9 protein-coding genes are annotated in these 12,796 nt (G+C 43.5%); 8 read left to right on the top strand and 1 reads right to left on the bottom strand.

All coding sequences use genetic code 11. The features are described 5' to 3' along the window. Positions 1-252: 252 nt before the first annotated feature. From CEF13_RS27580 to CEF13_RS27560, 5 genes are all read left to right on the top strand, one after another. Positions 253-2,145 carry a patatin-like phospholipase family protein gene (locus CEF13_RS27580; RefSeq protein WP_102715880.1) on the top strand — a complete coding sequence of 631 codons (1,893 nt, stop codon included), beginning with the start codon at positions 253-255 and terminating at the stop codon, positions 2,143-2,145. A 210-nt stretch (positions 2,146-2,355) separates the two neighbouring features. Next, positions 2,356-3,330 (top strand): glycosyltransferase family 2 protein, encoded by a 975-nt coding sequence (locus CEF13_RS27575; protein WP_102715878.1) that lies wholly within the window; start codon positions 2,356-2,358, stop codon positions 3,328-3,330. A gap of 75 nt (positions 3,331-3,405) precedes the next feature. Beyond that, positions 3,406-4,782 (top strand): DUF3329 domain-containing protein, encoded by a 1,377-nt coding sequence (locus CEF13_RS27570; protein WP_102715876.1) that lies wholly within the window; start codon positions 3,406-3,408, stop codon positions 4,780-4,782. A 128-nt stretch (positions 4,783-4,910) separates the two neighbouring features. Next, positions 4,911-5,654: a MerR family transcriptional regulator gene (locus tag CEF13_RS27565; protein WP_102715874.1), complete on the top strand. Its 744-nt coding sequence runs from the start codon at positions 4,911-4,913 to the stop codon at positions 5,652-5,654. An 85-nt stretch (positions 5,655-5,739) separates the two neighbouring features. Then, complete coding sequence (locus CEF13_RS27560; RefSeq protein ID WP_170067043.1) at positions 5,740-6,201, top strand: hypothetical protein; 462 nt, start codon at positions 5,740-5,742, stop codon at positions 6,199-6,201. A gap of 102 nt (positions 6,202-6,303) precedes the next feature. Here the strand turns inward: CEF13_RS27560 and CEF13_RS27555 are convergent, their stop codons facing one another. Next, positions 6,304-8,544 (bottom strand): GDYXXLXY domain-containing protein, encoded by a 2,241-nt coding sequence (locus CEF13_RS27555; protein ID WP_208414739.1) that lies wholly within the window; start codon positions 8,542-8,544, stop codon positions 6,304-6,306. A 251-nt stretch (positions 8,545-8,795) separates the two neighbouring features. Between CEF13_RS27555 and CEF13_RS27550 the strand changes: the two genes are divergently transcribed. The 3 genes from CEF13_RS27550 (at position 8,796) to CEF13_RS27540 (ending at position 12,775) form a co-directional block, all read left to right on the top strand. Beyond that, on the top strand, positions 8,796-10,244 hold the full coding sequence (locus CEF13_RS27550) for a DEAD/DEAH box helicase (protein WP_102715868.1): 1,449 nt from the start codon (positions 8,796-8,798) through the stop codon (positions 10,242-10,244). Positions 10,245-10,349: 105 nt separating this feature from the next. Next, positions 10,350-10,898 (top strand): class I SAM-dependent methyltransferase, encoded by a 549-nt coding sequence (locus tag CEF13_RS27545; protein ID WP_102715866.1) that lies wholly within the window; start codon positions 10,350-10,352, stop codon positions 10,896-10,898. 134 nt (positions 10,899-11,032) lie between these two features. After that, positions 11,033-12,775, top strand: coding sequence for an ABC transporter ATP-binding protein (locus CEF13_RS27540; protein WP_102715864.1), 1,743 nt, complete (start codon positions 11,033-11,035; stop codon positions 12,773-12,775). Positions 12,776-12,796 lie beyond the last annotated feature (21 nt).

The following is a 12,796-nucleotide window of genomic DNA, read 5'->3' as shown; positions in this document are numbered from 1 at the left end:
AATGAAGTAATAGCGAGCTGGAGCTAATCGGATTTAAACCCATTACCTCTATTCTACATCGTTTGAGGCAAAAGTTAAAAAGAAATTTATAACTTTTTGCAAAAAAAGTGGTTTCGGCTCGGAAAACGTCCCATTTGTGATTAGTTTCGTCGAAATCAAAATAATTTATTATATATCAAATTTCTTTTTATTGGTAAAATGATCAGAAACAAGTATCTGCAGGTGCAGGTGAAATTAGGGGAATGAATCTATATGAAGATAAAAACGCAAGTTTACCCTATTATTGACGGATTAAAGGAAAGTGAGCGAACGCTGCTTCTGCCTTATTTGAAGGAATATGAGTTCACCGCAGGCACAGTTATCCTTCGTCAAGGAGAAGTGAGAGAGACCTTTCATATTCTGCTGTCGGGAACCGTATCCGTTTATTTGGAAAATGAGTTGAGAGTACGTATAGCTACGCTCCGAAGGGGCGATTTTATTGGCGAAATGTCCTGCTTCACCGGAGACACCGTCAGTGCGACGGTAGAGGCGGTGGATGACGTGTCAACTGTATCCATGTCACGAGAAGGGATACAGCTTATGATGGATGGCAGTCCCGCATTTCGCAACCATATGATTGAGGCCATGGTTAAGCGCATTCAGAACTCGAACGAGAGAGTAATGGAAGAGCATGTTAAGAGCCATGTCATTATTAATCAGCTTGAACAGGAAGGAAAGCAGCGTTACGGCAAGCTCATAGGCGGAAGTAAGAAGATGATGGAGCTTCGTTATGAAATCGAACGTTTATCCGAGCATGTAGAGCCATTATGCATCGTAGGCGAGAATGGAGTGGGGAAAGCTCATGCAGCAGCAGCTATTCATTATCATTCCAGAATGGAGAGCTTACCGCTTCTGAATATTGACAGCGCGGATTTTAATTTGAATATGTGGGACATGAAGGTTAGAGCTGCTGCCGGAGGAACGATTGTCTTAAGACAGGCGGAACGCTTGCCTGCTCATATTATTAATGAGATCTTACAATCCAGCAGGGAAACGCGCGTCATTCTTACAGCTGAGTCATTGCCAATGATGAATGCGCAGCAATTGCATATTGCTCCGCTGCGGGAGCGAAGCGAGGATACAGCAGAGCTTGTCCATTATTTTCTTGAGCAGGCAGGAGCCGAAAGTCCGCAGGATGTGATCTCGCAGGAAGCGCTTCGGATGCTGAGTTTATTTCCGTTCCTAACAGGCAATGTGGCAGAGCTTATGCGTGTCGTACGCGAGGCTTATATCATAAGCAATGGAAGAATCATTCGTAATAACCATATTCGCTTCGGCAGGCACCGGGCACCGGGCTCTAGGCCGACAATCGGTCTTGCGCTCGGCAGCGGTAGCATTCGGGGCGCAGCGCATGTTGGTGTGCTCAAAGCGCTGGAGAAGGAGGGAATTCCGATTGACATGATCGCTGGGACAAGCGTAGGGGCATTTATCGGCGCTCTCTATGCTTCAGGCCAGCCCATATCGGAATTTGAACGCGTATTGCCTACCCTGCGATGGCGACAGCTATTCCGTCTGAACTTGTCGCAAATAGCTATTGCAAACAATAATCCAATGGAACGGTTTATGGAAAACTATATCGGACAGAAATATTTCGAGGATTTGAACATTCCATTTGCAGCAGTGGCATCAGATGCGAATACAGGAGAAGCACATATTCTGCGAACAGGCCTAGTATCTCAAGCCATTCGGGCAACAACAGCTGTACCGGGTCTAATTAAGCCTGTCAATATTGGGGGACGTACATTAGTTAATGGTACAGTCGTGCACCCTGTTCCAGTGGCACTAGTCAAAAGCATGGGGGCGGATATTGCTATTGCTGTTGATGTGAGCGCACCGACATTCACCAAAACTCCCGGCAAAAATTTTGTTTGCTCCATCCTCAAAACGATGGATATGATGAGTGAGAGAATGATTCAAGAGGAATTACAGGTGGCAGATGTGATTATTAGCCCACAGTTAGGGATTAGCCGCTATCATTTCAAGGATTCGTCTATTTTTATCGAAGAAGGCGAGCGGGTCGCCAGAGAAGCGATGGCAGAAATCAAAGATAAGATCCATCCAAGCACATACCGTTCATACAGAAGAAGCTATTCTCCGATCCTGTGAGATTAGCTTCTTCTTTTGCGCTCAGTATGTGCACTATCTCTAGGATTCAATATAAGAAGAAAATATTTTGTTGACATGTTCTTAATAACGAATTAAACTCTTCCTGTACACCACCGTTTTCCAACATATCAACCGTGTTTTCGTTCTTTCTCTGTTCGCTATAAAGAGTTTTTGGATATTATTATAAATGAATGAGCCATAGGAGGCACTATGAAATTAATATCCATTCTTATCCCAGCATTTAATGAGGAAGAAGTATTATATCAGCTTTATGAGCGACTTAATAAGGTCATTGAGCAAATTCCATATTATCGCTTTGAAATGGTTTTTGTAAATGATGGCAGTAAGGACAATACCCTATTCATCATGAAGTCTCTTAGGGAAAACGACAATAGAGTCAACTATATCGATTTATCCCGTAATTTCGGGAAAGAGGTTGCTATGATTGCCGGGCTGGATTATGTCAAAGGAGACGCAGTTGTCATTATTGATGCCGATCTTCAAGACCCGCCTGAGCTTATTTCGCAAATGATTCAGGGCTGGGAAGAAGGGTACGATGATATCTACGCAAAGAGAAAGAGCAGATCAGGAGAATCTTGGATCAAAAAAAGTACAGCGAGTATTTTTTATCGTGTATTAAAAGGTTTAACGAGAATCCCTATTCAAGAAAATACAGGGGATTTTCGTTTATTGGATCGAAGATGCATCGAGGCTTTAAAAACGTTACGCGAGACACAAAGATATACCAAAGGCATGTTTAGTTGGATTGGTTTTCATAAACAAGAAATCATGTTTGATCGCGATGCAAGAGCAGCCGGATCTACCAAATGGAACTATCTCAAGCTATTTAATTTAGCGATTGAAGGTATTACCTCATTTACAACAGCTCCTCTGAGACTTTCTGCATTATCAGGAAGCATAATTTCTATTATCGCTTTTCTTTATATAGGATGGATTGTAATCAAAACATTGCTGTTTGGAGAAGATGTGGCGGGCTATGCTTCTTTGATGACAGTAGTCCTATTCTTGGGCGGAATACAGCTTCTTTCATTAGGCATTATAGGTGAATACTTGGGAAGAGTGTTTAATGAGACCAAACAGAGACCTTTGTATTTTGTAGTTGAGTATAACGGGGAGAAAAGCTCATTTAGGGAGAACATGAAAGAAAAACTGCCTATCCTATAAGGAAGGCTTTTCGTGAGAAATAAAGTTGAGAATTGCAGTGAAATAGAGTCGAAAATAATAATTGGATGGTAATGAATGATGAGTATAAAATCAAGCACAATACTGTTATTAATCGGAATTTTTATTTATATGCTTGTCATTAATCTCTTATCGCCTATGTTTGCCGATGATTACAATTATTCATTCATGTGGGATAAGTCTAAGCGAATTGAGAATATTGTGGATGTGTTAAGATCGCAGTATATCCATTATTTTGAATGGGGCGGAAGATCGGTATCCCATACCATTGGTCAAATTTTACTCATGACAAATAATGGGGTGAGTTCAACTTTAAACGCTATTGTTTTTACTTTTTTTATTTATCTTCTATATAGGCACTCACAAGGAATTCAACTTAAGTATCAATCCGTCACCATTTTGCTATTAATTTTTTTCTTTTGCTGGACTAGCTTTCCTTCCTTTGGTGAAACCAATGTCTGGTTAATTGGTTCTGTTAATTATTTGTGGACCTCTGTTTTTATCCTTTTATTTCTTCTTCCTTTTAGAAATAAGCTGCTTGGAAGTGAAGTTAAGGATAGCTTCGTAAGCCGCGTCTCGATGCTGGTTCTAGGTGTTCTGGCAGGCTGGAGCAATGAGAATACTGCACTATCTACGCTTATAATTTTATCTATATTCATTATCTACTTTTATGTCAAGAAACGGCTCGATATTTGGATGATAACAGGATCAGGCGGCTCATTGATCGGGTTCCTTTTTCTTATCTTGGCGCCTGGCAATTTGGTGAGAGCCAATCAACAAGGAAAAGCTGATGATTATTCCTTTGCCTTGTACCATATTAAAATACCAGCCATGATGACTTTGAAAATCATGCTATATCAAACCCCTTTATGGATCGCATTATTCCTATTTGTAGGCATCATATTCATGCATATCAAGAAAGCAGCGCCCGGTTTTACATTTATGGTGTTTATGAAAGAGAACAGAACAGATGTCGTCTACTCAATTCTGTTCATTTGGATAAGTATCCTCAATAATATAATAATGTTTGTATCACCCTACTTCCCGTTCAGAGCAGGCTTTGGATCAAGCATGTTCTTAATGATCGGAGTAGTAAGCCTGTTGAGAATCAATGCCGTTAGGAATGCATTTATAAACAAAAAAATGATCTACTCGGCAGCACTGAGCTTATTATTAGTCGTTTCAATGAGCGCAGTTTTCATTAAATATGCGCAACTCAAACATGAGAATCAGTCACGGATTGCATTCATAGAGGAGAATTTGAAGAAAGGGAACGATACTCTTACCGTTTCAGCCTTCTCAATCGATTACAATAATCCATTAGAAAGCTATTTAAGCCATGTCTTCGTGTCAGATATCGGAAAAGACTCCACTAGATGGCCTAATAATGTTTATTCTCAGTATTATGGATTAAAATCCATTAATCTTGAATAGCTGTAATCGGAGCATGCTGATCTCTTATTCCAAGAGGTCGGCTTTTTTATGTTGAATAAAATTAGAAGCATTGTTGACTCTCACGCAGCGTCATCCTTTATAGTAGGAATCAAGGGGGGCTGCTAGCGATGAAAGTAAAGGAAGTATCCGATTTAGTAGGGATCAGCGTGCGCACGCTGCATCATTACGATGAGATCGGTCTGTTAAAGCCGGAGAAGCTGTCCGAGGCAGGCTATCGTATTTATTCGGAGCGCAACTTGGAACTGCTGCAGCAGATTTTGTTTTTCCGAGAGCTGGGCTTCCCTCTGAATAAGATTAAAGCGATTATCAGTAGTCCATCCTTCAACACAGAAGAAGCGCTTCTCCTGCACCGAAAGATGCTGCTCGACAAACGTCAGCATTTGGATCAAATGATTAGGACGATTGACCGAACGATTAAGCATGCGAGAGGAGAAATACAAATGACAAATGAACAAAAATTTGAAGGCTTCGATTTCAACAGCAATCCTTATGAGCAAGAGGCTCGAGAGCGCTGGGGCAATGAGGCGGTAGAAGAATCGAAGGCCAAGATGGGCCGTATGTCGAAGCAGGAGCAAGAGGACATGACCAAAGGCATGAATGCGATTTACACCAAGCTAGCCTCTTTGCGCAGTGAACGTCCAGACTCGGATGAAGCGCAAGCAGCCATTCATGAATGGTTCGTATTCCTGAATGGAATGGGCAGCTATTCCCTGGAAGCGTTCAAGGGCTTAGGAGGAATGTATGTTGCAGACGAGCGTTTCACGAAAAATATCGATAAATTCGGAGAAGGCTTAGCCTTGTTTATGCGAGATACGATGGCTTTTTATGCTGAAAAGAATGAAGAAGCTTAGGATTAGTAATTTCTAATACAGCCTGATTTGAATCGCCTCTTCCGAACCTTTATTATGGTATAGACTAATCGGAAGGGAGAATATCATGATGACAACTGAAACACTGCCAAGTTACACTCGTAATTTCACTATTTCTACAGAGGTTTTCCATAAGCCAGGCTTGGATATTTATTCGCAAATGATTTATATCGTGCTAAGCTCCTGTACCGCGGATTCCGCAGCCATTACATTAAGCGAGATTGCAGAAAAAGGCCGAATGACGGAGAAACAGACCGTTAAAGCGATGCAATTATTAGTTGATGAACAGCTGATCCCACATAAATTGTTCCGCAAAATGATCGGTGAATTCCAGGATGATCGCCTTTCTTGGGCAGCCAAAGGACTTCTCACTTATTGCAAGGAGCATACGAATATTACGATTCCCGAGCTGCTCTCACTCTCTGACCAGTCGGGAGAAGATGAGCACAGTATTCGCAAGGCGCTGCTCGAGCTTGAGCGGAACGGATATTTGGAGGAGTTCCCTGAGCTTAGCAAAATTGCGAATTAACAGGTTAATGATTAACAGTATCGAGCTGAAATAACAAATAGCAGGAGGAATGACTCGACCCGAGTTCATAACTCCTGCTATTTTTTGATTATTCGGCAGTCTTTAATCAAGGCTCAGCCTCTCAAGCAAGGCATCTCCGTTTGAACTCACTCTAATATAAGCGTAACGGGCATTTTGTTCGGTTTCTATCCCCGTGCCTTCGGCCACAAAGAATGTCTCGATCCCGTAATAGATGTTATGTGAGCCGCTTACGGTTCCTTTTATAATGATTTCCTTATCCGCCAGCTTATCGCCGTGCTTATATAAACGATCAAACACATAGACTCCGCTCGCATCAGGCCGAAGCACGACCTTGATTCGGCTTAAGCCTGGGCGTGATTCCAACTCAGCTATGACCGCTTGCGGCGGTGTAGAAATGCTGTAACGCAGTGTGACATAGTCTCCTTGTAACAGGGATCTCGGATCAAGCGGCGCGATTTCAAGCTTGACGGATGTACCATTTGAGATCAGTATCTCATTCGCAGCTGCATGATACCCTATATAGCCAAGCTGCAGAAGGATGACGATAGCAATCATAATTGGGCTTTTCCGAAGCAGGATATGGTTGGCTTTAGCCTCTTCCGGTGCGCGGGCATGAGTCCGGTATGCGAAAATATAAGTAATGGCAATCGCTATTACGCCAAGCAAGGCAAGGGTTATAGATTTGTGCAGAAGCGTCCAAAATAAATCATAATATTTCAGTCCAATAAATACGAACCAGAACACTAAGCTCATTGCTGCTTCCGGCACTTTACCGCGTCGCACGAAGAAGAAGGCCAACCAGGTTACGACGATGAAGTTCAAGATGTTAAACAATTCGTATGAATAAGGAAATATGTCGGTCATAATGGTAAGCCAGAACATGAAGAGCAAGGTGAACAATAGTCCACATTCTCTAATATGCTGCTTCAACGGTCCCTCACGCAGCAGGAAATGGCATTCATATATAATCGCATTCATCAACGCCAGAATGAGGACAATGATGGAATTCGATTGATGGACAGAATCAAAGAGCTGAAGCAAAATAATCGAGACATTCAGATTAATCAGCGAATAAGTGAATATATGCTGAGCCCGTCCATTCAGGCTGAACCAGCCTGCTATCGTCACGATTAAGAAAAGAAGTGAAAGAATAGACGAATGCATCCAAACAATGGAAACCATTCCTGCTGCGTAGCCGATTGTAAGCACGGTATATCGGATAGTCGCATTGATGCGAGGGAGCAGGATGACAGGAATGATGAATAGCAGTGCAATCGCGAACAGCATATGCTGCGGCTTGATGTCTGTGCCTTCAGAGGCAAGAAGCACTAGTCCTATAAGAGAGATACTGCCAATGAATACGCCAAGTATTGTGACAATTCGGGATACGATTCTGCCCGCAAGCATACTTTTATGCGCTTCATTATGCTCATCGGCTTTACGCTCTCCATCATCAGAGGAGCTGCTTCCAAGTTTATTTAAATAACGGAAGAACCATATGTTTCCTGTCAATAATAAAGCGACAAATACGAGTCCATATATAAAGAAAGCGGTAGAGGCGTATTTAGACAAGAGCTCTACAAATTTAAATATGGAGAAAGCGGATACGGCAAGCGCATTAAGCGTAAGCATCAACTTGTTCAACCGAATACGCGAAAAATAATAAAACCCGACAGCAATGGCCAGTACGCAAGCCGTGTTCAGCCATAGCTTATAACTGCTTACATCGAAGGATACAGATGAAATAAGCAGAGAAGTATGGAACATCATAAAGCTAATTACCTTAAGCGGTGTCGATTTAAGCCATTTCACATCTGTCACAACAAATAGAATAAGGTTAATCAGAGTGAACAGGCAGCCGATCAGCAGAAGCTGTTTGTCGGTATGAAATACATGTAAGGACGTAGGAAAGAAATATTGCCATAAAGTTAAATGGACAAGTATATACGTCAATATATAAAACGGATTATAGCGGGTAATCATACTCATGAGCAGAGCAGGAATCGACCATACGAGAAATAAGGTATAGGTATCCGCCTGCGCGTTGTAGATTTGATTAAGGAGAGCAACCGAAGCTCCGAATGATATACAGCCTCCCACGAGAAAGATTGCCGATAGAAACGAATGATGGCCCAGCATGATTTTCATTTTTGAGAAAATAAATGAAACGCCATAGAACAGAACCATGATGCCTGCGGAAGCGAGAATTTTATCAGCACGGCCAAGACCGGTCCAGTTCGCGGCAAAGAAATAAATGACGGAAGCAAGCAACAGGGAAATGCCCATTAGAAATCCGACTCGGGTAACATTTAAGCGGAGCATTAAACTCACATGCCTTTCTTGTTGGTATGTCTTGTATTATAATGACCCGTTCAACAAGCAACTAGTACTCACTTTTTGTAGTACCTTCGAAATAATAGCAGAGCTTATCAGCTTGTATGTGTAGTACGGGGGAAGTAATTGAGCATTATGACGGCAAAACCAAGTTATTATGCTATTCTTAATGTAAACATGTTTCCGATAAGCCTAATCATAGGCAGGCCATGCCAATAATACGCAGAAGAGGTTTACACATGAGCGAGTTACGATTTAAAGACTATAAACTAAGTGATGAAATTGTAAGAGCATTAGAAAGCCTTTCCTACGAAACGCCGACAGAGGTGCAGAGTGAGGTTATTCCGGTTGCGCTTGAGCGGAAGGATCTTGTTGTGAAATCGCAAACGGGCAGCGGCAAGACCGCAGCCTACGGCATACCGCTGTGCGAGCTTGTGGATTGGAATGAAAATAAACCGCAGGTGCTCATTCTTACGCCAACGAGAGAGCTGGCGCTTCAGGTGAATGAGGACATTATGAATATCGGCCGCTTCAAGCGGATTAAGGCAACCGCTGTATACGGCAAGCATCCTTTCCATATCCAAAGAGCAGAGCTGAAGCAGCGAACGCATATGGTTGTGGGTACACCCGGACGCGTATTTGATCATATTGAACGCGGTACAATGGCATTGGAGCGCGTCAAATATCTCGTTATCGATGAAGCTGATGAAATGTTGAATATGGGCTTTATCGAGCAGGTGCAGTCCATCATTCAGAAGCTTCCGAGTGATCGGGTAACGATGCTGTTCTCCGCAACGTTCCCAGAGGATGTTGCGAAGCTGTCGCGCCAATATATGAAAGATCCTGTTTCAATCGAGATCAAGGCTGCGGGTCTTACTACCGCTACGATAGAGCATTCTCTTATTGAAGTGAAGGAAGCGGATAAATTTGCGCTGCTGCAGGATGTTCTGGTCGTGGAAAATCCGGACAGCTGTATTATTTTTTGCCGCACGCAGGAGAATGTGGATCACGTATTTAGAAGAATGGCAGAGCTTGATTACCCATGTGATCGGATTCACGGCGGTATGGAGCAGGATGAGCGCTTCGAAGTAATGAATGCGTTCCGAAGAGGACAGTTCCGTTATTTAATTGCAACGGATGTAGCGGCGAGAGGCATCGACATTACGAATATAACGCATGTCATTAATTTCGATATTCCGCTGGAGAAGGAAGGCTACGTCCATCGGACGGGCAGAACGGGACGGGCAGGCAAATCAGGCAAAGCTATTACCTTCGTTGCGCCTAAGGATGGCCGCCGCGTATTAGATATTGAAGACTATATCGGCTTTAGTATCACTCGAGCAAAGGCGCCTTCGGAAGAGGCTGTTTCTCTTCGCAGGGATGATTTCGAACAAAAATTGAATATCGGTCCTGTCCTCAAGAAAGACAAGCGTGAGCAGCTGAATAAGCAAATCTTGAAGCTTAATTTCAATGGCGGCAAGAAGAAGAAGCTTAGAGCTGTTGATTTCGTCGGAACGATTGCTAAGCTGGATGGTGTTTCTGCGGACGATATCGGTATCATCACCATATTGGATCATGTAACGGATGTTGAAATTCTTAATGGCAAAGGATCCCTTGTGCTGGAGCTTATGAAGAATACAACCGTAAAGGGCAAGTTATTGAAGGTGCGCAGAGGAAATAAGACATAACGCATCTGCAAGGATGGTTTCGGCAGCATGCCGGAATCATCCTTTTTTCTTATGTCGATAGGTGACTCTGCATAATGCGATAGCTAATAGAAGGAGATTTAGAGAATGGAGAAGGATGTTTATGAAGCAGTATCTTTAGCGCTTGCTGCTGCTGCACTGCTAGCCCTTATTTCTATTGTATACAGGAGCTGGAGAAACGGCATATCTCCGATGCCGTCATCGGCGCCTGTAAGGCAGGCGGTTGTCCATGAGCTGAGAAGGCTGTCCAGCAGCGGCTTGCTGGTGGAAGCGGGCTCGGGCTGGGGCACGCTAGCCCTTCAAGTTGGGAGATGCTTCCCAAAGCGCCGAATTGTCGGGATAGAAAATTCGGTTATCCCCATGTGGATATCTTTTTTAGTCCAAAAAATCAATAATCAAACCAATATATCGTTTATTAGAGGTGATTTATACACATATTCGTATGAGAATGTGGATACGGTTGTGTGTTATCTCTATCCGGGTGCAATGAAGCGGTTAAATCCCATTTTCCATGCTCGGCTGGCTCCTGGATCACATATTATAAGTATTTGTTTCGCGCTGCCGGATTGGGAGCCGGAGCGAGTAGTCGTTTGCCGAGATTTCTATCGAACAAAGGTTTATGTGTATAAGGTATAAGTACATGCTGAGGAAGAGCAAGAACAAGAGGGTTGTTAACCGTTTAAACTCTGTTTAAATTGGGGGAGTACAGTAGGAAGCGTGGTGGAGAACAGAAAAGCAGATAGCAGATATAGAGGAGTGGGTAAGCAGTTATGGAAAATAAAAAAAATAACATTCGGCGCTTCATCGGACTTATTATGCAGTCGAATCCGCCGAAAGTATTGCTTTCGATAGCAGTAGTACTTAGTGTTGTAACGACATTGGTCAGTCTGACGATACCGTTGTTCACGAAAAACCTTGTAAATGGATTTTCATTCGGTTCTTTAAGCACAGGGCAAATTATAATGATGGCGGCCGCTTTTATCGCGCAGGTAGTATCAGGAGGGGTATCGGTTTATTTCCTTCATTATGGAGGCAATAAAATTGTGTCTGCTATCCGTGAACGGCTGTGGAGCAAGCTGCTTCGCCTGCCAGTGCCTTATTATGATAACAAATCATCCGGGGATACGATTAGCCGACTCACCAATGACACGGCTATTTTGAAGGGACTTATTACTGAGCATGTAACTGGTTTTTTCACTGGAATTTTATCAGTAATCGGCGCATTATCCATCCTGTTCTATATGAACTGGCAGATGACGCTCATCATGCTTACCGTATTTCCCGTTGCTGCCCTCATTATGGTGCCGATTGGCCGGAAAATGTATGCGATCTCCAAATCAACGCAGGAGGAGAATGCTCGCTTCACTTCGGTTGTTAACCGTGTCGTATCGGAAATTCGCTTGGTCAAGGCATCGGGCTCTGAGCCGGCAGAATATGAGCAAGGCCGCACAGGAATCAACAACTTATTCCGATTTGGCTTGAAGGAGGCTCGCATGCAGGCCTTGATTTCACCAATGGTTTCATTTGTCATTATCCTGCTGCTCGTTTGCTTGATTGGGTTTGGCGGAGTGCAAGTGTCATCAGGAGCGATGACGGCGGGAGAACTGGTCGCTTTCATTATGTATTTATTCCAAATTATGCTGCCTATTACACAAATCTCTCAGTTTTTCACGCAATTTCAGAAGGCAATGGGAGCGACAGAGAGCATTATTGGTATATTGGATTCAGAAGAGGAAGAGCAGGACAACGGCAAACCATTAAAGGAATTAAATCAGACGCTTGAGGTGAATCATGTGACGTTCGCCTACAAAGCGGAAGAGGCCATTCTTCGTGATGTGAGCTTGCGTATTGAAGCGGGCAAGGTAACGGCTCTCGTCGGCCCGAGCGGAAGCGGCAAAACGACGCTGTTCTCGCTGCTGGAGCGGTTCTATGCACCAACCTCCGGCTCCATTAAAATAGGAGGGACGGATATAAAGGATACGTCGCTTCGATCATGGCGAAGAGGAATCGGCTATGTCTCCCAAGAGAGCCCGATTATTGCTGGCACAATTAAAGATAATTTATGCTATGGACTTGACCGAGAGCCAAGCCAGGAAGAAATAAAGAAAGCGGCGCAAATGGCATACGCAGACGGATTTATTGAAGCTTTGCCAGAGAGCTATTCTACAGAAGTAGGAGAACGAGGAATCAAGCTGTCCGGCGGTCAGCGGCAGCGGATTGCGATTGCTAGGGCGCTGCTCAGAGATCCGCAAATTCTCATGCTGGATGAGGCGACTTCCAACTTGGACAGCAAATCAGAGGAAGTCGTTCAGGATGCGCTCAAAAACTTAATGATCGGCCGAACGACAGTTGTAATTGCCCATCGTTTGTCTACGGTGGTAGATGCTGATTCCATCGTGTTCTTGGATAAGGGCGTAATCACAGGCGTCGGGACGCATGAGCAGCTGTATGCAAATCATGCAATGTACCGTGAATTTGCCAATGGCCAGCTCCGCATGAACCAAACGGCGTAAAACAAGGAGAGGGGAAATTCA

Source organism: Paenibacillus castaneae, assembly GCF_002884445.1.
GTDB lineage: Bacteria > Bacillota > Bacilli > Paenibacillales > Paenibacillaceae > Pristimantibacillus > Pristimantibacillus castaneae.
The sequence above is the reverse complement of the archived record's forward strand: the minus strand, read 5'-3'. Positions and strand labels throughout refer to the sequence as shown.

Coding starts and splice junctions, on each gene's coding strand:
- CEF13_RS27560 (WP_170067043.1), top strand. CDS start 5,740: ATGATGACAACTGAAACACTGCCAAGTTACACTCGTAATTTCACTATT.
- CEF13_RS27540 (WP_102715864.1), top strand. CDS start 11,033: ATGGAAAATAAAAAAAATAACATTCGGCGCTTCATCGGACTTATTATG.
- CEF13_RS27570 (WP_102715876.1), top strand. CDS start 3,406: ATGATGAGTATAAAATCAAGCACAATACTGTTATTAATCGGAATTTTT.
- CEF13_RS27545 (WP_102715866.1), top strand. CDS start 10,350: ATGGAGAAGGATGTTTATGAAGCAGTATCTTTAGCGCTTGCTGCTGCT.
- CEF13_RS27550 (WP_102715868.1), top strand. CDS start 8,796: ATGAGCGAGTTACGATTTAAAGACTATAAACTAAGTGATGAAATTGTA.
- CEF13_RS27565 (WP_102715874.1), top strand. CDS start 4,911: ATGAAAGTAAAGGAAGTATCCGATTTAGTAGGGATCAGCGTGCGCACG.
- CEF13_RS27580 (WP_102715880.1), top strand. CDS start 253: ATGAAGATAAAAACGCAAGTTTACCCTATTATTGACGGATTAAAGGAA.
- CEF13_RS27555 (WP_208414739.1), bottom strand. CDS start 8,544: ATGCTCCGCTTAAATGTTACCCGAGTCGGATTTCTAATGGGCATTTCC.
- CEF13_RS27575 (WP_102715878.1), top strand. CDS start 2,356: ATGAAATTAATATCCATTCTTATCCCAGCATTTAATGAGGAAGAAGTA.